Source organism: Pannonibacter indicus (assembly GCF_001418225.1).
In the GTDB taxonomy this organism is placed as follows: domain Bacteria; phylum Pseudomonadota; class Alphaproteobacteria; order Rhizobiales; family Stappiaceae; genus Pannonibacter; species Pannonibacter indicus.
Map to the genome: position 1 here is coordinate 366,696 of NZ_LIPT01000002.1, position 23,597 is coordinate 390,292.

The following is a 23,597-nucleotide window of genomic DNA, read 5'->3' on the forward strand; positions in this document are numbered from 1 at the left end:
CAAAGGAGCAATGGGGAGCCGGAACAGGTGGCCAGACAGGCCTGTTCAGCAGTTGTGCCACGGCAGCAATACATGAACATGGAAAAAGCGGGCATCTTCCTTGTTGTCGTTGTGGCCATGCATCGTGTAAACGACTGCAGGTTTCCTGAGCAGATATGAGACGCGCCGCCCCGGTGGCAGGCGCCCGGAACAACGGATCGAACCTTGCAGAAAAAAGCACTCATCACTGGCGTGACCGGACAGGACGGCGCCTATCTCGCCGAACTTCTCCTCTCCAAGGGCTATTCCGTCTGGGGTGTGAAGCGCCGGTCATCCTCGTTCAATACGGGACGTATCGACCATCTCTACAAGGATGTGCATGAGTCCGAGACGCAGTTCCGCCTTGTCTATGGCGACATGACGGATTCGACCAACCTCATCCGCATCATTCAGGAAATCCAGCCGGATGAGATCTACAACCTCGCCGCCCAGAGCCATGTGCAGGTCAGTTTCGAAACGCCGGAATACACCGCCAACGCGGATGCCATCGGCACGCTGCGCATTCTCGAAGCAATCCGCCTGCTGAAGCTGGAGGGCAAGACCCGCTTCTATCAGGCCTCGACCTCCGAGCTCTATGGCAAGGTGCAGGAGACGCCGCAGAAGGAAACCACCCCCTTCTATCCGCGCAGCCCCTATGCCGCCGCCAAGCTCTATGCCTACTGGATCACGGTGAACTACCGCGAGGCCTATGGCATGCACGCCTCGAACGGCATCCTGTTCAACCACGAAAGCCCGATCCGCGGCGAGACCTTCGTGACCCGCAAGATCACCCGCGCTGTGGCCGCGATCGAACTGGGCCAGCAGAAGAGCCTCTATCTCGGCAACCTCGACGCCAAGCGAGACTGGGGCCATGCCCGCGATTACGTCGAAGGCATGTGGCGGATCATGCAGCAGGACGAGCCGGACGATTACGTTCTGGCGACGGGCGAGACCCATTCCGTGCGTGAATTCGTGGAACTGGCCTTTGGCGAGCTCGGCCGCACCATCGTCTGGAAGGGCGAAGGCGTGAACGAGGTCGGCCTCGACAGCAAGACCGGCGCCGAGCTGGTGAAGATCGACCCGCGCTATTTCCGCCCGACCGAGGTGGATCTGCTGCTGGGTGATCCCTCCAAGGCGAAGGCAAAGCTTGGCTGGCAGCATACGACGCCGTTCCATGACCTTGTGAAGGAAATGGTGGCGAGCGATCTCGAAGAGGCCCGCCGCACTGCGGGAAGCCAGCCGGCCGGGATCTGACACATGGCGCGGATCTTCGTCACCGGCGCATCGGGCATGGTCGGGCGCAACCTGCTGGACCGTCTTGAAGGGACGGGCCACGAGGTGCTCGCTCCATCAAGTGCCAGCGTGAACCTGCTGGACCATGCCGCCGTTCTTGAATGGCTGCGGGCGAACGGGCCGGATGTGATCGTCCACTGCGCCGGCCATGTGGGCGGCATCCAGGCCAATATCCGCGAGCCCGTGGCCTTCCTGACCCGCAATCTGGCGATGGGGCAGAATCTGCTCCTGGCCGCCCGTGAGGCCGGAGTGCAGACGGTGCTGAACCTTGGCAGCTCCTGCATGTATCCGCGCAACAGCCCCGATGCCCTGCGCGAGGAAGATGTGCTGAGCGGCACGCTGGAGCCGACCAACGAGGGCTATGCGCTGGCCAAATGCGTCACGGCCCGTTTGTGCAGCTACATGCGCAAGGAAGATCCGGCGCTGCAGTACAAGACGCTGATCCCTTGCAACCTTTATGGCCGTTACGACAAGTTCGACCCGAAGGTCTCGCATCTTGTGCCGGCGGTGATCCGCAAGCTGCACGTGGCGCGGATGACGGGTCAGCGTGAGGTGGAAATCTGGGGTGACGGGACGGCGCGCCGCGAGTTCATGTTCGCAGGCGATCTGGCCGAAGCCATCCTGTTCTGCCTTGACCGGGTGGAGGCCCTGCCCGGCGACCTGAACATCGGCATCGGCACAGACCTGTCCGTGCGCGACTATTATGAAGCCGCTGCCGATGTGATCGGCTATGATGGCAGCTTCGTCTTTGACACATCCCGGCCTGTGGGGATGATGCGCAAGCTGCTGGATGTTTCCCGCCAGCGGGATCTTGGCTGGGCCCCGCGCACGGAGCTGCGCGAGGGCATCCGCCAGACCTATGAGTATTTCCTGAAACTGGATGACGCAAATGACCTATCCGCTGGCTAATTCGAGCTGGGATGAAGAGGAATACGCCGCGATCCGCAGCGTGACGGAATCGGGCATGTTCTCGATGGGCCCGCGCGTGGCCGAGTTCGAGCAGGCCTTTGCGGACTGGTGCGGCAGCAAATACTGCGTCATGGTCAATTCCGGCTCCTCCGCCAACCTGGTGATGGTGGGCGCGCTGCGTTACCGCAAGGATGCCCCGCTGCTGCCGGGTGCGGAAGTCATCGTGCCAGCCGTATCCTGGAGCACGACCTATTATCCGCTCTACCAGTACGGCCTGAAGCTGCGCTTCGTGGATGTGGACATCAACACGCTGAACTATGACCTTGATCAGCTGGCACGGGCAATCACCCCGGCGACGCGGGCGATCATGGTGGTGAACCTTCTGGGTAATCCCAACGATTTTGCCCGCATCCGCCAGATCATCGGTGACCGGCAGATCGACATCATCGAGGACAACTGCGAGTCGATGGGCGCCACCTTCGAGGGCCGTCAGGCGGGCACGCATGGCATCATGGGCACGTTCAGCGCCTTCTTCAGCCATCACATTTCCACCATGGAAGGCGGTATGGTGGTGACGGATGACGAGGAGCTGTACCACATCCTGCTGGCGCTGCGCGCCCATGGCTGGACGCGGAACCTGCCGAAGTTCAACAAGATCACCACGCCGAAGAGCGATGACGCCTTCACGGAATCCTTCCGTTTCGTGCTGCCGGGCTACAACCTGCGTCCGCTGGAAATGAGCGGTGCCATCGGTCTTGCACAGTTGCGCAAGCTGCCGAACCTTGTCGCCGAGCGCCGCAAGAATGCCGAAGGCTTCAAGGCTGTTCTGGCGGACTTCCCCTTCCTGCGCACGCAGCAGGAAATCGGCGAAAGCAGCTGGTTCGGATTCTCCATGCTGGTGGGACCGGATGCGCCCGTCAGCCGCAAAGACCTGATCGCCGCCTTCAACCGTCACAAGATCGATGTACGGCCGATCGTGGCGGGCAACTTCGCCAAGAACGAGGTCCTGCGCTGGTTCGACTACTCCATCAGCGGCAACCTGCCGAATGCGGAGATCATCGACAGCTCGGGCCTGTTCATCGGCAACCATCATTATCCGCTCGATCAGGAATTCGCGCTGCTGCGGCAGGCGCTTGACGATGCAGTGGCAACGGCGGCCAATAACTGAGGCAAGGCCCAGAAACCGGAAGCGAACCGATGCCCGACACGCCTGCAGATCACGGCGCGACCCGCGTCGTGATCCGTCCACGGACTCGCCACACGATTGCCGACAGCATCCATGATGTCTGGTCGAACCGGGATATTGCCTGGACGCTGGCCTTGCGCGAAATCCAGATCCGCTACAAACAGTCGGTCGTCGGCGTGGCCTGGGCAGTGATGCAGCCGCTGGTGACGACGGTGATCTTCACGCTCATTTTCGGCTTTCTGGCGAAGATCCCGGCCGATGGCGTGCCTTATCCGGTATTTGTTCTGTCCGGGCTGCTGTTCTGGCAGTATTTCAGCAAGGTGGTGGTGGAATCCTCCGGCTCGCTGGTCAAGAATGAGGGCATCATCACCAAGGTGTTCTTTCCCCGGCTGATCCTGCCGCTGGTGCCGGCGCTCTCTGCCGCGGTGGAGCTGGGCATCTCGCTGGCCATCCTGCTGGTGCTGATGCTGATCTATGGCGTCATGCCCACGCCTTACGTGCTGCTGCTGCCCGTGCTGCTGCTGTTTGGCGGGCTGCTGGGCTATGGCATCGGGCTGATGCTGTCGCCCATCAATGCCATCTACCGGGACATCAGCATCGCTCTGCCGTTCTTCGTGCAGATCGGCATGTATGTGACGCCGGTGATCTATCCGGTCAGTTTCGTGCCACAGAACTGGCAGTGGCTGTTCCTGTTCAATCCCGTTGCAACGCTGCTGGACACGGCCCGCGCGGTGCTGCTGGGCAGCCCGTTCCCGTCCCTCTCGGCCTATGGCATCCTGCTGGTCTGGACCGCCCTCATCTTCACCCTCGGCTTCCGGACCTTCCGCAAGCTTGAGCCGGCCATTGTTGACAGGATCTGACGCATGGCGCCCATCATCAGTGTCAACGGCATCGGCAAGAAATACAGGCTGAACGGATCAGGCCCCGCGCATGACACCCTGCGCGACCTTCTGGCCTCGCTTGTCTCCCGCAAGCGCCCGGAACCGGCAGCAGACACCGCCAGCGCGCGCGAGTTCTGGGCGCTGAAGGATGTCAGCTTCGACGTGAACGAGGGCGAAGTCGTCGGCATCGTCGGGCGCAACGGCGCGGGCAAGAGCACGCTGCTGAAGATCCTCTCCCGCATCACCACGCCGACCACCGGAGAGGCCATCCTCAATGGCCGGGTGGGCTCGCTGCTGGAAGTGGGCACGGGCTTCCACCCGGAGCTGACGGGCCGCGAGAACGTCTATTTCAACGGCACGATCCTTGGCCTCAGAAAGCACGAGATCAAGGCGCGCTTTGACGAGATCGTCGCCTTCTCCGGCATCGAGGCCTTCATCGACACGCCGATCAAGCGCTACTCCAGCGGCATGAAGATGCGCCTCGCCTTCTCGGTGGCCGCCCATCTGGAGCCGGAAATCATGATCATCGACGAGGTGCTGGCCGTTGGTGACGTGGACTTCCAGAACAAGTGCCTCGGCAAGATGCGCGACGTCGCCAGCGCCGGCCGCACCGTGCTGTTCGTCTCGCACAACATGAGCGCCGTCCGGCAGCTGTGTTCGCGCATCGTCTGGCTGTCCGGCGGCAGCCTGCAGCTGGACACCCATGATGTGGATGCGGCCCTGGCAGCTTATGCAGCAACTCCTGCCGCGCTGCAGCCATGGCGGGCGGACCTTCCTTATGAAGAAGCAGACTTCATTCTGCATGACTTCTTCACTTTCGGTAAAAGCTACAAGGACAAGAAAGTCAGTTTCAGCGATGGAGAAGAAGTCGGCGTTCTGATCGACGTTGAAGTAAAAAACTATGACCGTTCTTTGAATTTTGGCGTTCAGGTCAATGATGAGCTTGGGAATGACCTGTTTTTCTCTCTTTCGACGGATTCAGAATTTGATACGTGGCCGATCAAGTCTGCCGGAAGGTATCAATTGACCGCCAGATTGCCTGCAAGAATATTCAATGCCGGCAATTACGATATTCGCTTCATTGCAAGCTATCATAACATCAAGTGGGTCTATGCCCCGGACAGTTCGCAGATATCAGACCGGATTTCCATCAGTCTCAATGATCTGGCATCCCCATACTGGCGCGCGTGGAGGCCCGGAATTATTGCACCTCAAATCCAATGGACAGCGGGAGACTGCAGCTGATGACTGATACGCCACTCATTTCCATCATTACACCGTGCTACAACAGGGTGGATTTCATCGACCGTTGCACCGGATCCATTCCGGAGCATGTGCGCCCATGGGTAGAACACATCATTGTCGACGGCGGTTCTACGGACGGGACGGTTGAGAAGCTGAAGAACCAGCCTCACGCCAGATGGATGAGCGAACCGGACAAAGGCCTTTATGACGCCCTTAACAAAGGCATCCGGCTTGCCAAGGGACAGTATATTGGATTTCTGGCAACTGATGACTTTCTGGACGAGGCCTTCTTTGACGCGGTCAGGAGTCATCTGGGCGGTCAGTGCGATATCGAGGCCGTGTCCTTTGACATCCGGATACATGGCAGAGGCGAGACAATTTTCAAGAAGAGCTGTGCGCTTGACGAATTCTCGATGATCGACGGGAAGGTTCTCCTTTTTTCCATGTTGATCCGGCGCGAGATATTTCTTGGCATTATGTTTGATGACAGTTTCAAGATCGCGGGTGATCTGGAAGCTGGCCTGCGCCTTGCAAAAAAGGCGAGCAAGAAATCGCATATAAATGCCGTCATGCTGAACTTCTGGAGGCATGAGGGCTCGCTGACAGGTCATTCAGGGACGGGACGCGACCGCGAATTTGATGAGGTTTTTCGTATTCTCAAGAAGGAATTCGTCCATTCTCTTGCAAAATCAAAGCTGTTCAATTTGATATGCTTAAGATTTCTTCAGATTGGCCGTTATTTTTATCATAGTGGAGGTTTCGCGAGATTTAAGGGTAGATATGACTTGCTTGCATTTTATTCAATTTGTCGCTGCTTGAGGGCAATGCGCATTATATCTGAGGCTTAGTATACTAATGGATGGTTGGATCATCATCCCCTAGCGAAAGTAAACGTTCAAGAGCTCAAGCATGATCTGTAAAGAAACCGTAGATATGATCATACCTGCATTCAACGCTGCTGCATCCTCGCAAAAACAGTCAGGTCCGCTGCAGCTAGCTGGCGAGTTGAGCGACTCGCCCTACTGGCTTGGCAGGCGGCCTGGTGGGATTGCACACGTTCTGGATTGGGCTGCGGTTTGAGGCCGGAAAATGACGCATCGCGACAGACTGCGATTTTAAAAATACTGGGGTTGGTCTGTTAACGTCGTTTCTGGTCAAGTTTTATACGCAAAGGAGCGCATAAGTTGTCTGCCAAACCGCGTGTTTCAGTCGTGCTGCCAGTTTATAATGGCGCAAATCTGGTTCGGGATGCAATAAAATCAGTCCTTGACCAGAGCATGACTGATTTTGAAATTATCGTTCTCGACGATGGCTCTACGGATGAAACGTGGGAGATAATCAAAAGCTATTCTGATCCGAGGGTCAAGGCATTCAGGCATAGTAATATTGGGCTTCCGGCAACCCTGAATAAGGGGATCGCTCTTGCAGAGGCGCCATATATTGCAAGAATGGATCATGATGATCTCATGCTGCCGTCTCGTCTTGAGAAGCAATTTAATTTTCTAGAAAACAACCCCGGTGTTGCCATGGTTGGGACCTGGGCTCACATATATGAAGGTTCTTTTCCCTCTGACCGGTATCACAGACACCCTTATTCTTCGGCTGCAATCAAACTTCATCTTCTCTTTGATAATCCATTCGTCCACTCATCTGTGATGATACGGAAAGAAGTTTTGAATGATTTGGGGTGCTACACTGAGGATTCAGGGAGATTGCCCCCTGAAGACTACGAGCTTTGGTCAAGGATTGCAAAAAAATACGAAGTGGCAAATATTCCAGAGGTGTTGACCATTTATAGAGAGGTGGGATCAAGTCTGTCCAGAATTGGGGCAGACCCGTTCATTGAAAAAGTACTTATGTTTAGTGCGGAGAATATACATTTCTACGTAAAAGATAAGTATAGTTTTAAAGAATGTATGCAGATATCGATGATCCTGCATTCGCGAAAAATAAATGATATTATTTTAGATAAAAAAAAGGCATTTGAAATATTTCAAATGGCGGCGTCTAGCATTCTTTCTCGCTCTGATGCTAAAGACGATTTTGATAAGGAATTTAAGAAGATTAAAAGTAAAATATCAAGCAGATTTGGCATGAGAAGATTTTATCTTCGGTTGAGGCGCCTCCCTGTATGGCTGTTTAGAAAGGTTTTCCAGTGAAAATACTTTTCTGTGTTGAATTCTATCATCCCAGCATGGGAGGTTCGCAACAGGTCGTCCGGCATTTGGCGGAGCGGATGGCGGCGCGCGGTCATGACGTCACTGTTGCAACGTCATGGATAGAGCACCGGCAGAGCACAGAACACAATTCGGTAAAAATTGCACAGTTCAAGATTACTGGAAATGCGGCTTATGGTATTCGCGGCGAAGTGGACAGTTACAGGGAATTTCTTCGCGACGGCGGGTTTGATGTCATTCTTTTTTACGCGGCACAGCAATGGACATTTGATGCTGCAATAGATATTCTTGATGAAATGAGCGCGAAGAAGGTTTTTGTGCCCTGCGGATATTCCGGTCTTTACCTTAGGCAATGGAAGAAATACTATGAGCATATGCCGAAGGTCCTGAATGATATCGACGTGTGCGTATACCATGCCGATTCATATCGGGATTTTGATTTTGCCCGCCAGCACGGGCTCCAGAATGGCGTGCTCATTCCGAATGCGGCCGACCTGGACGAATTTCTTGTCGCCCGGGATGATAAATTCAGAGAGAAGCACGGTATTTCACCGTCGGCCCTTGTATTGCTGACCGTCGGATCGGCCACGGGCCTGAAAGGGCATCGGGAATGTCTGGAAGCTTTTGCTGCTGCTGACTTCGGCGGCAGGGAGGCGGTCCTGATCATAAATGGAAACAGCCCTTATTCCGGCACGATCAAGACTGGACGTATTGCAGCGGTTATCAGCCTCTACAAGGCGCGGGGATGGTGGCGGGGGACACAGGAGCTGGGCGGCGTTGTCATGCGCAAGCTGCTTCGGCGCAGTTCAAGGAAGACCGCCGGAGACCATGATATTGCTGATCTGCTGAACAGGTCTCCCGAACAGAAGAAAAAAGTGGTCGAAGTGGCTCTTCCGAGACAAGAACTCGTTCAAGCTTTTCTGAATTCGGACCTGTTTATTTTTGCATCGAACATCGAGTATTCTCCACTTGTACTTTACGAAGCGTGCGCCGCTGGCTTGCCATTTCTCTCGGTGCCCGTCGGGAATTCGAAGGAGATCTCAGCCTGGACACAAGGTGGCACGATCTGTGATGCACCTGTTGATACTGAAGGCTACACACGGGTTGATCCAGAAGTATTGGCCTTCGCGATCTTGCAAGTGATATCTGACGAGCGCGGAATGAAGGCAATGTCGGAGCGGGGTAGGCAAAGCGTTGTGCAGAAGTTCAACTGGGACAATATTGCCATGGAATATCTGAGCATTTTTGAAAATATTGCCTTTGATGAAAGTCGGGGGAATAATATTGCAAGGTAAAGGCACGGTTGCCGTCCGCCTTACTGGCGGCTTGGGCAACCAGATGTTCCAGTATGCGGCGGCGCTGGGGCTGGCGCAGCGGCAGGGCAGGGCCTTGCGGCTGGATGTGTCCGCCTTCGAGGCCTACAGGACATGGCCCTATCAGCTGGACTGCCTCAAGGTGCCGCAGGACCTTTACACCGGCGCGCCGTTGGCTTGGCCTGTCTCAAGGTCGCTGCCCGCCCGCGTGTTCCGCAAGCTGAATGGCGGCTACAGGTTCCGTGACGGCGTCTACCGGGAGCCGCATTTCCATTTCGATCCGGCTGTCTTCAGCCTGACGGGTGATGAAATCCTGCTCGACGGCTATTTCCAGAGCCCGCGTTATTTCGAGGGCGCAGAGGCGCTGCTGCGCGAGAGGTTTCAGCCCATCGCTCCGCTGACGGAGCTTGCGGCCGGCTGGGCGGCGAAGATTGACGCCTCGCCCTGCAGCGTTTCGCTGCATGTGCGCCGGGGCGACTATCTGACGGCGGCGGCCTCTGCCGTGCGCGCAGCGCTGGACCGGGGCTATTATGACCGGGCCGTTGCCCTGATGCAGGAACTGGCGGGGCCGGAGGCGGAGTTCTTCCTGTTCTCCGACGAGCCGGATTTCATTGCGCAAGCCTTTGCCGGCCTGCCGCGGGCCCATGTGGTGCGCTCCGATCCGTCTGCGCCCTGGGAAGACATGTTCCTGATGGCGCGCTGCCGCCACAACATCACGGCCAACAGCTCCTATTCCTGGTGGGGCGCCTGGCTGAACCCCGCCGAGGACAAGCGCGTCATCGCCCCGGCCCGCTGGTTCACCCCGGACAGGCTGGCCGGCTGCAACGTGCTCGACCTTTACCCCGATGACTGGATCCTGCTGAAATGAGCCAGAAGCCCGCCATCAGTGCCGTTCTGCCGGTCTACAACGGCGAAGCCTATGTGCGCGAGGCTGTAGAGAGCATTCTGGCGCAGACCTTCACGGACTTCGAGCTGATCATCATCAATGACGGCTCGACCGATGGCAGCGGTGCCATCCTGCGGGAGCTTGCCGCACGGGACCAGCGCATCGTGCTGGTGGAGCGGGCGAACGGCGGGCTTGTCTCGGCGCTGAACGAGGGTATCGAACGGGCGCAGGCCGGGCTCATCGCCCGTATGGACGCCGATGACGTGGCCATGCCCAAGCGCTTTGCCCTTCAGCATGCCCGGATGGAAGCCGAGCCGCAACTGGGTGTACTGGGCAGCTTCATCCGCATCATGGACAAGGCCGGCCGGACCATCCGTCTGGGGGACTATCCGGTCAGCGTGTCGGAGGCAGCGCGTTTCATGGAACATGGCTGTCCCGTGGCCCACCCCACCGTCATGATGCGGCGCGAGGCCGTGCTGAAGGCCGGAGGCTACCGCAAGCTCTTTTCCCATTGTGAAGACTATGACCTGTGGCTGCGCATCAGCGAGCTGGGCTATGGCATCGCCAACCTGCCGCAGCCCTTGCTGAACTACCGCATGCACGGCGCCAATGTGTCCGCTGTCCACAGGAATACACAGGAACTGGGCACCATGGTGGCCCTGCTGGCGCACCGGGCCCGTGTGGCGGGCTTGGCCGACCCCACCAGCGGGGCGGAAAAGCTGCACGCGGGACTGATCGAGGCCGTTCCCGCGCATCTGCGCCAGGATGTGGAGGCCGCCCTCTTCGTGCTGCGCCACGCGCATCTGTCGCTCGCCGCCCGTGATGAGCTGGAGACAGCCTGGCGACACTACGGGCAGCTGAGCCCGCAGGCACGGCGCGAAACGGTGATGTGCGATTTTCTCATGCGGCTGCTCAATGGCGCGGTGCGCAACCGCAGCCATGGCCTTGCCTTCCAGGCCTTGGCCGAGGCCATGCGCCGGCATCCGCGGGCCACATGCGGCCTGCTGTGGCGCAAGGTGAAGGCACGGGTCAGGGTCTGACCTGGCGTGCCGGGGCATGGCGCAGTGTCCAGCCGGGCAGAGGAGAGAGCTTCAGCCTGGGGCTTGCGGCAAGGGAACCGGCCATGAGCAGGGCGAAGGCCGCAAGGCGCTTTTCCCGCCAGGCGGATGCCGCCCTTTCATAACGCAGATAGGCATTGGCCCGCCGCCGCAAAACCGCCTTGTCCTGCCGGTCCCTCGTGAGACCGGCAATGCGCAGGCTGATTGCATCTGCTGCCGCGCTGACGGCGGCAAGGCTGGTGTTGCTGCCCCGTTCGATACCGGCTCCGGCCATGTCCTGCACCTTCAGCACAAAACCCGCCAGACCGATGCGCACAAACCACTCATAATCCTCTAGCCGCCGCAGGCTGCCGTCCGCCCCGCCTGCGAGCCGCAGCACCTTCTGCCGGTTGAGGATGATGCAGGAGCCGGGCGAGAACCAGCAGCCACGGAAGAAATCCGCCGGCCCATGGGCGGGCAGGGGGATACGCTCGCGCAGCACCGTGCCATCGGGAAGAGTGTCCTGCCAGCCGCAGCCATAGACCGTGCGTCCTTTTTCCGCCGTCCGGTCCTCCCCCTCCTGCAGAAAGTGCCAGCGCGGCTGCAGCGTGTCCGGCAGCAGCCAGTCGTCGCTGTCGAGGAAACTCACCCAGTCCGTGCGCGCCGCTTCCATCCCCGTGTTGCGCGCTTGCGCCGCCCCGCCATTGACCGGCTGGCGGATCAGCCGCACCCGGCCTGTTGCCGCCACCGCCTCCGGCAGCACAAGCGGTTCCGGCGAGGCATCATCAACGACGATGATCTCCTCCGGCAGCACACCTTGCGCCAGAATGCTCGCCACCGCCCGCTCCAGCTTCTTCTGGCGGCCATAGGAGGGAATGACAAAGGTCAGCGGGATCGTTGCCGTCATATGGGTTCTTCTAAGCGGGCAGTGGCCGATGGACGGAACTCCTGCATGGACATGCTAAATCATTGGCTCCCGCGCAGTAGGCTGGCGCGCGATGATCACAGCAATTATTAGGCGGAAGCCGCGCATGCAAGTGCGCAGCCTCTGCGAGTTCACTTGCCCTGCCTGCCAAACATCCGTAAGGGTTGAGCGAAGGTGGAGCATTCCTGTCATCCCATACTGGTTTTCATGTCATTGCCTAAGCCGAAAATCCTGTTTGTTGTTTCGGAAGACTGGTACTTCCGCTCACACAGGCTGCCTTTGGCGGCGGCGCTGGTGCGGGCCGGGCATGAGGTGGTCCTGGCGGCACGGACCAACGGGGACGAGGCGGTGATCTCCGCTGAAGGGGTTCGCGTCATCCCGCTGCAGCACATGGACCGTTCCGGCCTCAATCCGTTCCGGGATCTGCGGTCCATTGCCGAACTGATGCGGATCTACCGCGCCGAGAAGCCCGCTCTGGTGCATCATGTGGCGTTGAAGCCGGTGCTTTATGGCGCGCTGGCAGCGCGGCTGACCGGCGTTCCGGCCATCGTCAACGCCCTCGCCGGCCTCGGTTTTGTGTTTTCCTCCACCTCGCGCAAGGCCCGGGTCCTGCGGCCTGTGATGCGTGGCCTCTTTCGCCTGCTTCTGGGCAACCCGCGCAGCCGGGTCATCGTGCAGAACAGCCATGATGCGGCCGCCCTCACCCACAATGGGTTGCTTGACCCGTCGCAGGTTCGCCTGATCCGCAGTGCCGGGGTCAATCTTTCCAGCTATGCTGCCACGCCGCTGCCGGACGGCGCGCCCGTTGTGCTGCTGGCCTCGCGCCTGCTGTGGGACAAGGGCATTGGCGAATTTGTGGAAGCGGCACGCCGGCTGCGGGCGGACGGTGTATCTGCACGCTTCGTGCTGACTGGCCGCCCGGATGAAAAGAACCCCTCATCCGTATCCCGCCAGCAGCTTGAGGCCTGGGTGGCCGAGGGCGTGGTGGAATGGTGGGGCTACCGGTCCGACATGCCTGAGGTTCTGGCCGCCACGCATATCTTCTGTTTGCCCTCCTATTATGGCGAAGGCATTCCCAAGGTGCTGATCGAGGCGATGGCCTGTGCCCGGCCCGTGGTGACCACCACCATGCCCGGCTGCAGCGAGGCCGTGGAAGACGGGGGCACCGGCCTGCTGGTGGAGCCGCGCAACGCCGCCGCTCTCACTGCCGCCATCCGCCGCCTGCTTCAGGACCCCGCCACCTGCGCCCGCATGGGCGAGGCCGGACGGCACAAGGCAGAGGCGGAATTTGCGGAAGAGGCGATTATCGAGCAGACGCGGGCCGTATACCACGAACTTTTCTGATAACGAGCCGGCCCCGCCGTGGCGGAGTCCAAGCGCCGCAGGTGCTTGACCAGATCCCGATGAGACGAGCTCATCGAGACTTGGATTCAGAGCCCTGGTATCAGACAGGGTATCCCGGATCGAAGCCCGGCAAATGCATTGCCATCTTCTTCATCGTGCTCTCAAACACCGCTTTTGCCAGATCCTGATCGCTCGCGGACAGGTCCTGCTTCCAGCGATGGACGGAGCTTTCCGAACTGGCGCTGGTGATGTGTGAATTCGCCGCCCCATCCGTTGCGCCTGAGGCAGGCATTTCAAATGCCTCCAGCCCAATGAACTTAAACACACCGGACATTGTTTCCTGCGGTGAAGAGATCATGTCCTCATACAGGATCACCTTGTTCCTGCGGTCTTCCAGATCAAGCCTGTAAAGCATGCGCTCATAACCGAGTTTCAGCGCAGAAATATATTCATCCGTCTTGTAGAACTCCACTTGCGGGAAAAATGATCGGACAGAACAAAGCACGTCGAATGGATGCCGGACAAGTGTGAGCTCTGCCGGATTCCCGTAGACTTCATTGAAGATCTCGGAGTGCATGTTCGGCTGCGTCTTCTCTGCGAAGAACACGGCTCCGTCTTTCCCGCATTCCTTGGCGAGTGCCTTGTAATATTGGTCAATCTGACGTTTGAAGAACTCGATTGTCTGAGGAACATGGGTATGATCGGCCCATTCCAGAACCGGATTGTGCTCTGCCGGATCCGCCATGAACGGATGAGAGAGGAACGGATTGCGGAAGATCTTGTTCATGGCCTGCTGAAATGCCGTTACCGGAACGTCCGGCCGGACATCGCGGGGCTGCAGCAGAATGCGGGCAGCATTCAGCCAGTACTGGGCTGCCTGACCTTCATAGGGATGAACATCCCAGCCGGCGATCTTGGGGTGGGACAGCAGGAGCTTCATCAGCAGCGTCGTGCCGCTGCGGCCCAGTCCAGACACAAGAAGCGGGTGGATCGCCGCCGGATCCCCGGCGCTGTCACGGCTCCATGCAGGAGCCACACGCTCGACCTTGATCGTCCCTGCGCTGAAATAGACGGCATGAGGGAGATCCTCCTCATCAGCCCCAGTGTTCTCCAGATAAAGAACGACCGTCAGGTCACAGTGTGGCCCCGTCCCGATGAGACCTGCGTTGATCGAAAAGCTGTAGCTTGAGGTTGTGGCGGAATGACCCCAATAACTGGTCTCTGAAAGCGTTTCGCCATCCCAGAGGACCCGGATTGCCTTCAGCTTGAATTGGCTCTGTTGCACAAATCGCGGGAGGAATTCATCTTGTGAATCCAGCGTGATAGCTGGGGCTCATGAGCAGACCGACACCCCCTGCCTGCAAGACCAGGAACTGGCCGGCCTACAACAAAGCGCTCAAGCACCGAGGCTCGCTGAAGATCTGATTCGATCCCGCCATGACCTGGGTCGCCACGCCGACCGGCAAGCGCGGGCGCCAGCCGGACTACCGTGATGCCGCGATCCAGACCTGCCTGACCATGAAGGTACTGTTCGGCATCGCCCTGCGCCAGACGGCCGGGTTCGTCGAACGCCTCCTGCGCCTGATCGGCCTGGACTGGGCAGTGCCTGACTTCAGCACGCTGTCTCGGCGGCAGAAGACCCTGAAGGTGAACATCCCCTAACGTGGTTCGGACGGTCCGCTGCACCTGCTGATCGACAGCACGGGCATCAAGGTCGAAGGCGAGGGTGAATGGAACGCGCACAAGCATGGTGGCCCCAAATGGCGGGTCTGGCCCAAGATCCACATCGGGATCGACGAGAAAACACCGGAAATTCGGGCTGCCGAGTTCACCACCAGTGACGTGGGCGACGCGCCCATGCTGCCCGGACTGCTCAACCAGATCCCGCCCGGCCAGGAGATCGCCACCGTCACCGCCGAAGCCGCGCCGAAACCAAGATGCATTGCGTCAAGCTGCTGGGCCAGCGCCTGTCCGCACGGGACTTTGATCGTCAGGTCGCAGAGTTCCAGGTTCGTGTGACCGTGCTCAACGGCTTCACCGCGTTCGGAATCCCCGTCACGGAAGCCTTTGGATAAGTCTGTCCGGGAAAAGGTGAGCTCTGCCTCTCACCCGATTTGTGCAACGGAGCCGCTTCCGGTGACTATCGCGCGCCGGAGCTGCTATAGCCCTCTTGCTTCCTTGCGGAAGATGCCGTTGCTGATATCTCCGGCTTTCGCAATTCGTTTTGCTGGGACTATGGTGCAGCATGATTCGTGCTTTTGATGTGATCCTGTCTGTGTCCGGGCTGCTCATCGGCCTGCCCGTTCTGGCTGTTCTCTGGGTGGTGGGCTGGTTTGACACGGGCTCGCCGTTGTTCCGCCAGGAGCGGGTGGGGCGGGGGCAGAGGCCGTTTACCCTCGTCAAGTTCCGCACCATGCGGCCGGATACGGCATCCGTGGCCACCCATCAGGCCGATCCGCGTGCGGTGACGAAGCTGGGGCATTTTCTGCGGCGCACGAAACTCGATGAACTGCCGCAGCTCTGGAACGTGCTGAAGGGGGAGATGAGTCTTGTCGGCCCGCGGCCCTGCCTGTTCAACCAGACAGAACTGATCACTGAGCGCGCAGCGCGCGGCGTCTTTGACGCGCGGCCGGGTATCACAGGGCTCGCCCAGATCAACGGTATCGACATGTCCACACCGCAGCTGCTGGCGGAAACCGATGCGCGGATGCTGAAGGACCTGAGCCTTTCCGCCTATTTCCGCTACATCCTCAAGACCATCAAAGGATCGGGCAGCGGCGACCGCATACGCGCCGGCTGATCTCAGCCCTCAGCGGCTTCCAGCGCCGCCGCGATCCGCGCCACCAGCCGCCGGGCGACTTCGGTTTTGCCGAGGGTCGGCCAGTCCTCGATGCCGTCATGGGTGACGATGCGCACCGTATTGGCGTCGCCGCCCATCACGCCCGTGGATGGGCTGACATCGTTGGCGACGATCCAGTCTGCGGCCTTGCGCTGCAGCTTGCCTTGCGCATTGGCGATGAGGTTCTGTGTTTCGGCGGCAAAGCCGACGACCAGCCTTGGGCGGTTGCCGGCAAGGTGCCCGACCGTGGAGAGGATGTCCGGGTTCTCGACCAGCGCCAGGGCAGGGGGCTGGCCCGTACCGTCCTTCTTGATCTTCTCGCTGCCTTCCTGCGCCACACGCCAGTCGGCAACGGCTGCGGCCATGATGGCCACGTCGGCGGGCAGTGCCGCTTCGACAGCCGCCAGCATGTCCTTGGCTGTTTCCACATGGATGACCGTGACGCCGGCCGGATCGGGCAGGGTGACAGGGCCGGAAATGAGCGTCACCCGGGCTCCAGCTTCGGCAGCTGCTGCAGCAATGGCGTGGCCCTGCTTGCCGGACGAGCGGTTGGCGATGTAGCGCACCGGATCAATCGGCTCGTGGGTCGGCCCGGAGGTGATGACCACATGCTTCCCGCTGAGCGGTCCCGCTTGCGGCGCGCTGCCGGCTTCCAGAAGCTCAAGCGCCCTTTCGGCAATGGCCAGCGGCTCGGCCATGCGGCCAAGGCCTGCCTCGCCGCTCTCGGCCATTTCGCCGCTCTCCGGGCCAATGAAGGCAATGCCATCGGCCTTGAGAGTGGCCACATTGCGCTGCGTCGCCGGGTGCGCCCACATGGCTGGATTCATCGCCGGGGCCACCAGCACGGGCCGGTTGGTCGCCAGAAGCACGGTGCTGGCGAGATCCCCGGCAAGGCCCTGCGCCATCTTGGCCATCAGGTCCGCCGTGGCTGGCGCCACGATGATGAGACCGGTGTCGCGGGCAAGGCGGATGTGGCCGACATCCTGTTCCGCCTCCCGGTCGAAGAGGTCGGTGTAGACCTTTTCAGCCGTCAGCGCTCCGGCCGCAAGAGGAGTGATGAACTGCTGCGCGGCGGCTGTCATCACCACCTTCACCTTCACGCCGCGTTCGCGCAGGCGGCGGATCAGGTCCAGCGACTTGTAGGCGGCGATGCCGCCGCCGATGATCAGGAGAACCCGTTTTCCGCCGGTCATGATGGGCTTTCTCAGCTGGGGCTGCGGAAATCGCGCGGAGCCGGGGAGACAGGCTTCACGCCCGAACCGGTGATTTCATAGACCGCGAGGCCACGCTCATTCTGGCCATTCGGCAGAAAGCGGAACACGCCGTCGATGCCAAGGAAGCCGTCGCGGTTGGTCAGCGTCTGCGTGGCAAAGCGCTGGGGCCCGGCGGAGCGCACGAGCCCGGCGGCAAGGATGGTGCCGTCATAGGCAAGCGAGGCATTGCGCGGCGGCGGGCTGCCATAGGCAGCCTGATAGCGGCTGGCCAGAGCATCAAAGCCGCTCTTTTCCGGGCCGGGGAACCAGGCGCCGGCCATCATCGGGCTGTTGGTCACCTGCTGGGTTTCCCACTGGCCGCTGCCGAGCAGCTTGACCGTGCCAAGGTTCGCCCCCTGCTGCACCAGCGTCTGCACTACGAAAGGCGCGACGCCACCGCCCGCAGGCACAAACAGCGCGTCGATCTGAGGCAGATTCGGAGCCAGCTGCTGCGCCTTGGCCGCCAGATCCGACGTGTCGCTGCCCGTCAGCCTGTAGCGCTGGATGGCGACGATGCGCCCGCCCACACGGCCCACTTCCTGGCGGAAGGCCGCTTCGGCGACAGCACCATAGGCATCATCCGGCAACAGCGCGGCAAAGGACTTGCGGTTCTGCTGTGCCGCGTAACCGATGATCCGGCGCACGTCGCCGGCAGGCAGGAAGCTGAGCAGATAGACGCCGGGGGCTGCAACAGACGTGTCGCTGGAGAAGGCGACGATCGGGATGCCGGCATTGCGCGCCGCATTGGCGGCACCGGTGACGGCGGGAGCAAAGACCGGCCCGAGCAGCAGCTCGGCCCCTTCCGACATGGCCGCTTCGGCCGCCGCGCGCCCGCCTTCCGCCGTGCCTTGCGTATCCTTCACCAGAAGCTGGATGTTGGAGCCCTGAAAATCACTGATCGCCAGCTGTGCGGCATTCTTGAAAGTGGTGGCGATGGAGGAGGCAGAGCCGCCGCCGCTGAGCGGCAGCAGCAGGCCGACGCGAATCGACCCGTCGCCAATCATCTCGCCTGCCACGGTCGGCGAGGCCGGGGTCGCCGGGAAGGAGGAGTTGTCCTGAACCGGCCCCATGGTGGAGGGCATGCAGCCCGCCAGAAGGCCGAGCGCCCCGGCAAGAGCGGCAAACCGAAGCCGGCTCCGGCGCAGAAAACCGCGTCCGGACGCATCTGGGGATGCTGTTTTCATGCCCTTGGCGGCTTCAATCGTGTTTTGCACTATGGCCTCCTCGCGTCCGCGTTCAAAAACCTTTACGAATTCAGAACGTTCCTGTCCAGTTTCACGAGACTGGATCATGTGTTGGACAGCCCTCAAGCTGTTGTTGCCCGGAGTTTTGACATGATGATGGCTGAAGCCCCGCCAGAACGGCGTTATTTTGTTGCCGGACAGGTGGTCGAGGCGCCCCGGCAGGAGGCCGCGCTCTATGTCGTCTCGACGCCGATCGGCAATCTTGGTGACATTACGCTGCGCGCCCTGGAAACTCTGGCTGGCGCAGATGTGATTGCCTGCGAGGACACGCGCGTCACGGCGACGCTGGCCCAGCGCTTCGGGCTTCGGGCGCCGCTTCTGCCCTATCACGAGCACAATGCAGAGCGGCAGCGCCCGCGGCTTCTGGCGGCGCTGGCCGAAGGCAAGGCGGTGGCGCTGGTCTCTGATGCCGGCACGCCACTGGTTTCCGATCCGGGCTACCGGCTGGTGCGCGATGTGCTGGAAGCCGGCTACCGGGTCATCCCCATTCCCGGTGCCTCTGCGCCGCTTGCCGCGCTGGTCGCTTCCGGCCTGCCCAGCGATACGCTGCTTTTTGCGGGCTTCCTGCCGCAGAAGGCAGGCCAGCGCAGCCGCCGGCTGGCGGAGCTGGCGGCCATTCCGGCCACCCTTGCCTTTTTCGAATCGCCCCACCGGCTGGCTGCCTCTCTCGCCGCCATGGCTGAGGTGCTGGGCGACAGGGCTGCGGTGGTCGCCCGCGAGCTGACAAAGAAGTTCGAAACCTTCCAGCGCGGCACACTGCCGGAACTGGCGGCTTTCTATGAAAAAAACCCGCCCAAGGGCGAAATCGTCGTTCTCATCGGCCCGCCGGAGGTGCAGGCTCATGAGGAAGATGCCGCCGATGTGGAAGCGCTGCTCACCGGGGCCCTTGCCGGCATGCCCGTTGCCGCCGCCGCCAAGGACGTGGCGAAGCGCACGGGGCTGGACCGGAACGAGGTTTACAAGCTGGCGCTGGCGCTGAAGGCAGCCGCCGGGAACGGGCAGGGCGAGGACGGCACGGAAGAGGCAGAGTCATGAAGCGCCAGCGGCAGGACAAGCGGCGGAAAGCCTACCGGCTGGGTCATCTGGCCGAGAGCCTCGCTGCCCTGTCGCTGCGCCTGCGCGGCTGGCGCATTCTGGAGCGCCGCTTCAAGGCCTCGACCGGTGAGGTGGATCTCATTGCCGAACGGGGCGATGTGGTGGCTTTTGTCGAGGTAAAGGCCCGGCGCACCCGCTCCGCGGCGCTGGAAGCGGTCACCCCCACCGCCCGCAACCGCATCATCCGTGCCGCGCAGATCTATCTGCTGCACCATCCGCATCTTGCCGCGCAGACGCTGCGGTTCGATCTGGTTCTGGTCGTGCCCTTCCGCTGGCCCGAACATGTGATGGACGCCTTCCGGCCGGACGGACTGGCCTGAAGTCTCGCGCTGGTTTTGCGTCTGGAGCCGGAGACGGCAGCCTCTAGCGCCTGCGGGAGGAACTTTGCGTCTCCTCTCCCGGATCTTCAGCCAGCGGGCCGCAGTTGTTGCGGTTGCTCCGGCAGCGGTCCGAACAATAGAGCACGTTATCCCAGTCGCGGGCCCATTTGCGCCGCCAGGTGAAGGGCCTTGCGCAGGTGCGGCAGGTCTTGACCGGCAGATCGGATTTCTTGCGCATCTTCATGGTCTGCCCTCGCCCTCCTCCTGCGGCAGCAACAGGCCGAAGCTGAGCTGGGAAGTGGTGTCTGCCGGGCGCTTGCGCCTTGCTCCGCCATCGCGGCCCCGGCGGGTGATGCCGGACTTGCGGCTGCCATGCCGCTCCTGAATGGTGTCAGCCGCCTTGTGAAACTCACGGTCCTTGCGCAAGGACCAGACCTTGTCCCGCGCTTCCCGTGCGGCCGCCACATGATCCACCACCGGCAGCGGATAGGCCTTGTCCAGCACGGCGCCCGCGTTGGGGGCTTTCCAGGGCTCGTGCAGGAAAGCGTCCGCAATGGCGCGCAATTCCGGCACCCAGCGGCGGATGAAGCGGCCATCCGGGTCCTGATCCAGCCCCTGTTTCACCGGATTGTAGATGCGGATGGTGTTGATGCCCGTGGTGCCGGACTGCATCTGCACCTGAGGCCAGTGGATGCCGGGCTCATAATCGGTGAAACAGCGGGCAAGATGCTCCCCCGGCGTGCGCCAGTCCAGCCACAGGTGATAGCTGGAGACGGCCATCAGCATGGCGCGCATGCGGAAGTTCATCCAGCCGGTGGCAAGGAGCGCCCGCATGGTGGCATCCACAAAGGGCAGGCCCGTTTCGCCCTTCATCCAGGCCTCCAGCCGCGCCCGGTCCGGCTCACGCGGGCGCAGGCCGTCATGGGCGGGATGCAGGTTGCTGACCTCGATGCGCGGCGCATCCTCCAGCTTCTGCATGAAGTGGCAGTGCCAGTGCAGCCGGGCTAGAAAGGAACTGACGGCACCGCGCCATGTGGCTGCACCCGGCGCATCCCCCGCAAGAACCAGATGGTTCAACCGGTCTTCCGCCCGCTGCGTAATCTCCCGCAAGGACAGCGTGCCGAAGGCGATGTGCGGCGAGAGGCGCGAACAAACATCGAAGCCGGAAACAGGGCTCGACATGCCGGCTCTGTAGGTCTTGCCGCGCCGGTGCAGGAAGCCCTCAAGACAGGCAAGGCCCGCCTTGCGCCCGCCGGGCTGGCGCTGGGGGCAGAGGTCTGGCGCGAGGCCAGGACCGCCCGCCGGGGGCAGGGGGCCGGGATCAATGATGTGGCCAAGGCTGGAAAGCGGAGTGAGCAGGGGCTCCGGCAGCAGGGGCTTGCGCATGTCATGATCCCAGCGCGCAGCCCAGCCGTTGCGGCTCGCCAGACGGCGCACCACGCCGGTCTGGCGCGGCTCGTGCCATGGGATGCCTTCGGCCCGTACAAAGGCCTTCACCGCCAGGTCGCGGCGGAAGGTCCACAGGTTGCCGGTTTCCTCATGCGACCACAGGGCGGCGATGCCCCGCGCCCGGTGCAGCGCGGAAAGCACCGGCACCGCCTCGCCCGTGCGGATGACCAGCGGCTGGCCCAGCCGGGCGAGGACCTCCCGCAGCTCCTCAAGGCATTCCCGCAGGAAGGCGAACTGGCGGCCGGACATGTCCGGCTGCGCCCACAGACCCGGCTCCACGATATAGAGCGGCAGCACCGGCCCAAGGCGGGCGGCCTCGAACAGGGGCTGATGATCAAAGGTGCGCAGGTCCCGCTTGAACCAGACAACCTGCAGACCGGATGAAGAGGGTTTAGAGGCCGTGGGCATGACGGGGTCTGGCAAGGGCTTGGGTTCGCGTGGAGACTGTCCCTCTTACGCCAGTCCCAGCGTCAAGGATCAGAGCACGCTAGCGATGGCCCTTGCATCCGGGTCCAGAAGGTCATGCAGGCGCAGCGCCGCCTGACGGGCAAAGCGGGAGGTCACGGCTTTGCGCGTGGCGGCGGCCAGCGGATGGTGCGGGGCCTCGCGCAGGATATCTGCGGCATAGCCATCAGACAGGATCAGCCCGGCATCCTCTGGGAAGATTTCCGCCGGCACATCCACATGGGTGGCAAAATAGAACCGGTCACAATGGGCGCGGTAGTCCGGCCATTTGGTGTCTGCCCTGAAATCCGCGATGGAGGATTTCACCTCGATGATGATGATCTCGTGCTTTGGGCCCAGCGCAATCAGATCCGCCCGCCGCCCGGAGGAAAGAGTCAGCTCGGGCAGGCAGGCAAAGCCCTGCAGGCGCATGAGCCGGGCCGCCCCGCGCCAGACCTTGAGCGCCGTTTCGGACTGGCGCCCGTCCGTCAGCGGGTCATGCAGGGCAATGCGGTTGGTACGGGCAAGGTCCAGCGGATTCATCCTGCAAATGTTCCGCATTTGTTCGGAAAATGCAAGGGCTATCCCTGCATTTCAGCTTTCCGGCAGGTTGATGCCAAGCTCTCCCGCCAGCGCCAGAACCTTTGCGTCATGGGGCATCAGCGCGGCGAGAGACCTCAGCAGGTCCGCCGCTTCCCCCTGCCGTCCAAGGTCCGCCATCCAGCGGATGCGGGCGAGCGTCAGGTCCTTGCGCCAGCGCTTGGGCAGGGCGGCAAGGCCGGGATGGCTGGCAATCTGTGCTTCGGCCTCTGTCATCAGGGCAAGGGCGGATTCCAGATTTCCGCACGCGGCGGCAGCATCCGCTCTCAGGCGCAGCAGGCCGATGTGGTCCGGGGCAAGGCCGCTCAGCCGCAGAAGGTCTGCTTCGTCCGGCAAGATGCCTTGCGCCAGCAGTTCGGCGGCCTGTGAGAACCCGGCGTGGAATGCGGGTGGCAGCGGCTGCAGCAGATCGCGGGCGGCCAGTTCCGCCGCCGGATCGCGCTCAAAGGTGCGGATGATCTTGCGGATGACGTTCAGCGCATAGAGGTGATCATGGCTGGCATGGCAGGAGGCCAGTTCATGCACGTAGATGCCAGACATCGCCGGAACTTCCGCCTTGCGGCTGAGAACCCGTGCCGCGCCTGCGGCATCAGCGGCATCGAAATGGCCGAAGTAGAGATGCAGCGGATGGGCGGGCGGGGTCTCGAGCCTTGCGAATTCCGGTGCAAGTGCCAGCGCCTGCGCAGCCGTGCCGGGGTGTGGCAGGCCGTAACCGGCGCTCTGGGTGCCGGGCCGTCCGGGCTCCAGCTCCGGCCCGAAGCTGTGCACCTCGCCATCTCCCCGGCGCAAGCCCGCCGCCAGCGCCGCATGGCCGCCCATGGACGAGCCATAGTGGATGATGCGCGAGGGTTTCGCTTCGGCCACAGCGGCGTCAATCGCCGCGTCGATGGCTGCCGCCTGCCCCTCATACCAGCGCCAGCGCAGGTCGTTGAGGAAGAGGCAGGCGTGGCGCGTGTCGATGAACAGCCGCTCCAGCCCGAACCGGCCTCCGGGCACACGCACCTGCGAGTAGACGACGGCCAGAATGCCACTCCCGCCGCTCTGCGGGCCGGATACGAACCGCTGCCGGAGGCTCGCCTCGGGCGGTGCTTCTGCGGGTATGGGCTGGGGCATCTTTTCCATGGCCGCGACCCTTGCCT

22 protein-coding genes and 1 pseudogene are annotated in these 23,597 nt (G+C 61.5%); 15 read left to right on the forward strand and 8 right to left on the reverse strand.

The genetic code is table 11. From position 1 onward, the window contains the following. Positions 1 to 204 precede the first annotated feature (204 nt). The 10 genes from gmd (at position 205) to ASC48_RS04685 (ending at position 10,948) form a co-directional block, all read left to right on the forward strand. Positions 205 to 1,272: a GDP-mannose 4,6-dehydratase gene (gene gmd, locus ASC48_RS04640; RefSeq protein WP_055454614.1), complete on the forward strand. Its 1,068-nt coding sequence runs from the start codon at positions 205 to 207 to the stop codon at positions 1,270 to 1,272. Positions 1,273 to 1,275: 3 nt separating this feature from the next. Further along, positions 1,276 to 2,220, forward strand: coding sequence for a GDP-L-fucose synthase family protein (locus ASC48_RS04645; protein ID WP_055454615.1), 945 nt, complete (start codon positions 1,276 to 1,278; stop codon positions 2,218 to 2,220). Next, a complete protein-coding gene (locus ASC48_RS04650; RefSeq protein ID WP_055454616.1) occupies positions 2,201 to 3,388 on the forward strand; it encodes a DegT/DnrJ/EryC1/StrS family aminotransferase in 1,188 nt (395 codons plus the stop codon). The genes ASC48_RS04645 and ASC48_RS04650 overlap by 20 nt, the downstream gene beginning before the upstream one ends. Before the next feature lie 29 nt (positions 3,389 to 3,417). Continuing rightward, entirely contained in the window at positions 3,418 to 4,266 is an 849-nt protein-coding gene (locus tag ASC48_RS04655; protein ID WP_055454617.1) for an ABC transporter permease, read from the forward strand. A gap of 3 nt (positions 4,267 to 4,269) precedes the next feature. Beyond that, on the forward strand, positions 4,270 to 5,532 hold the full coding sequence (locus ASC48_RS04660; protein ID WP_055454618.1) for an ABC transporter ATP-binding protein: 1,263 nt from the start codon (positions 4,270 to 4,272) through the stop codon (positions 5,530 to 5,532). Continuing rightward, positions 5,532 to 6,380: a glycosyltransferase gene (locus ASC48_RS04665; RefSeq protein WP_082440005.1), complete on the forward strand. Its 849-nt coding sequence runs from the start codon at positions 5,532 to 5,534 to the stop codon at positions 6,378 to 6,380. The genes ASC48_RS04660 and ASC48_RS04665 overlap by 1 nt, the downstream gene beginning before the upstream one ends. A 336-nt stretch (positions 6,381 to 6,716) precedes the next feature. Next, a complete protein-coding gene (locus ASC48_RS04670) occupies positions 6,717 to 7,691 on the forward strand; it encodes a glycosyltransferase family 2 protein (protein WP_167345114.1) in 975 nt (324 codons plus the stop codon). Next, positions 7,688 to 9,004 (forward strand): glycosyltransferase family 4 protein, encoded by a 1,317-nt coding sequence (locus ASC48_RS04675; RefSeq protein WP_072242524.1) that lies wholly within the window; start codon positions 7,688 to 7,690, stop codon positions 9,002 to 9,004. Before ASC48_RS04670 ends, ASC48_RS04675 begins: the two co-directional genes overlap by 4 nt. A gap of 43 nt (positions 9,005 to 9,047) precedes the next feature. Beyond that, positions 9,048 to 9,890 carry an alpha-1,2-fucosyltransferase gene (locus ASC48_RS04680; protein WP_167345115.1) on the forward strand — a complete coding sequence of 281 codons (843 nt, stop codon included), beginning with the start codon at positions 9,048 to 9,050 and terminating at the stop codon, positions 9,888 to 9,890. Beyond that, positions 9,887 to 10,948, forward strand: a complete 1,062-nt coding sequence (locus ASC48_RS04685) for a glycosyltransferase family 2 protein (protein WP_055454623.1) — start codon at positions 9,887 to 9,889, stop codon at positions 10,946 to 10,948. The genes ASC48_RS04680 and ASC48_RS04685 overlap by 4 nt, the downstream gene beginning before the upstream one ends. Here the strand turns inward: ASC48_RS04685 and ASC48_RS04690 are convergent. Next, the gene (locus ASC48_RS04690; protein WP_055454624.1) at positions 10,938 to 11,852 is read right to left on the reverse strand and encodes a glycosyltransferase family 2 protein; all 915 of its coding nucleotides are present in this window, start codon (positions 11,850 to 11,852) and stop codon (positions 10,938 to 10,940) included. The genes ASC48_RS04685 and ASC48_RS04690 overlap by 11 nt on opposite strands. A 225-nt stretch (positions 11,853 to 12,077) precedes the next feature. Between ASC48_RS04690 and ASC48_RS04695 the strand changes: the two genes are divergently transcribed. Beyond that, a complete protein-coding gene (locus tag ASC48_RS04695; protein ID WP_072242526.1) occupies positions 12,078 to 13,214 on the forward strand; it encodes a glycosyltransferase family 4 protein in 1,137 nt (378 codons plus the stop codon). Between the two features lie 100 nt (positions 13,215 to 13,314). On the opposite strand, the gene ASC48_RS04700 is transcribed toward ASC48_RS04695, so the two are convergent. Beyond that, on the reverse strand, positions 13,315 to 14,499 hold the full coding sequence (locus tag ASC48_RS04700) for a sulfotransferase (RefSeq protein ID WP_055454626.1): 1,185 nt from the start codon (positions 14,497 to 14,499) through the stop codon (positions 13,315 to 13,317). A 50-nt stretch (positions 14,500 to 14,549) separates the two neighbouring features. Between ASC48_RS04700 and ASC48_RS04705 the strand changes: the two are divergent. Together ASC48_RS04705 and ASC48_RS04710 are read left to right on the forward strand one after the other, a co-directional pair. Next, positions 14,550 to 15,289 (forward strand): annotated as a pseudogene (locus tag ASC48_RS04705) (IS5 family transposase). 170 nt (positions 15,290 to 15,459) lie between these two features. Further along, positions 15,460 to 16,014, forward strand: a complete 555-nt coding sequence (locus tag ASC48_RS04710) for a sugar transferase (RefSeq protein WP_072242527.1) — start codon at positions 15,460 to 15,462, stop codon at positions 16,012 to 16,014. A 2-nt stretch (positions 16,015 to 16,016) separates the two neighbouring features. On the opposite strand, the gene coaBC is transcribed toward ASC48_RS04710, so the two are convergent. Further along, on the reverse strand, positions 16,017 to 17,246 hold the full coding sequence (gene coaBC, locus ASC48_RS04715; RefSeq protein ID WP_055454627.1) for a bifunctional phosphopantothenoylcysteine decarboxylase/phosphopantothenate--cysteine ligase CoaBC: 1,230 nt from the start codon (positions 17,244 to 17,246) through the stop codon (positions 16,017 to 16,019). Positions 17,247 to 17,257: 11 nt separating this feature from the next. After that, positions 17,258 to 18,520, reverse strand: coding sequence for a penicillin-binding protein activator (locus ASC48_RS04720; protein WP_082440006.1), 1,263 nt, complete (start codon positions 18,518 to 18,520; stop codon positions 17,258 to 17,260). Positions 18,521 to 18,640: 120 nt separating this feature from the next. On the opposite strand from ASC48_RS04720, the gene rsmI reads away from it, so the two are divergent. Together rsmI and ASC48_RS04730 are read left to right on the forward strand one after the other, a co-directional pair. Next, entirely contained in the window at positions 18,641 to 19,585 is a 945-nt protein-coding gene (rsmI, locus tag ASC48_RS04725) for a 16S rRNA (cytidine(1402)-2'-O)-methyltransferase (protein WP_055454628.1), read from the forward strand. Continuing rightward, positions 19,582 to 19,965 carry a YraN family protein gene (locus ASC48_RS04730; protein WP_055454629.1) on the forward strand — a complete coding sequence of 128 codons (384 nt, stop codon included), beginning with the start codon at positions 19,582 to 19,584 and terminating at the stop codon, positions 19,963 to 19,965. Before rsmI ends, ASC48_RS04730 begins: the two co-directional genes overlap by 4 nt. Before the next feature lie 43 nt (positions 19,966 to 20,008). Here ASC48_RS04730 and ASC48_RS04735 read toward each other — a convergent pair whose 3' ends face one another. The 4 genes from ASC48_RS04735 to ASC48_RS04750 all read right to left on the reverse strand — a co-directional run bounded on the left by ASC48_RS04735 (position 20,009) and on the right by ASC48_RS04750 (position 23,580). Next, entirely contained in the window at positions 20,009 to 20,203 is a 195-nt protein-coding gene (locus ASC48_RS04735) for a DUF2256 domain-containing protein (protein ID WP_341860373.1), read from the reverse strand. A 2-nt stretch (positions 20,204 to 20,205) separates the two neighbouring features. Next, on the reverse strand, positions 20,206 to 21,822 hold the full coding sequence (locus ASC48_RS04740) for an FAD-binding domain-containing protein (RefSeq protein ID WP_055454631.1): 1,617 nt from the start codon (positions 21,820 to 21,822) through the stop codon (positions 20,206 to 20,208). A 69-nt stretch (positions 21,823 to 21,891) separates the two neighbouring features. Next, positions 21,892 to 22,401, reverse strand: coding sequence for an MmcB family DNA repair protein (locus tag ASC48_RS04745; RefSeq protein ID WP_208975532.1), 510 nt, complete (start codon positions 22,399 to 22,401; stop codon positions 21,892 to 21,894). 51 nt (positions 22,402 to 22,452) lie between these two features. Further along, the gene (locus ASC48_RS04750) at positions 22,453 to 23,580 is read right to left on the reverse strand and encodes a hypothetical protein (RefSeq protein ID WP_055454632.1); all 1,128 of its coding nucleotides are present in this window, start codon (positions 23,578 to 23,580) and stop codon (positions 22,453 to 22,455) included. Positions 23,581 to 23,597: the final 17 nt, after the last annotated feature.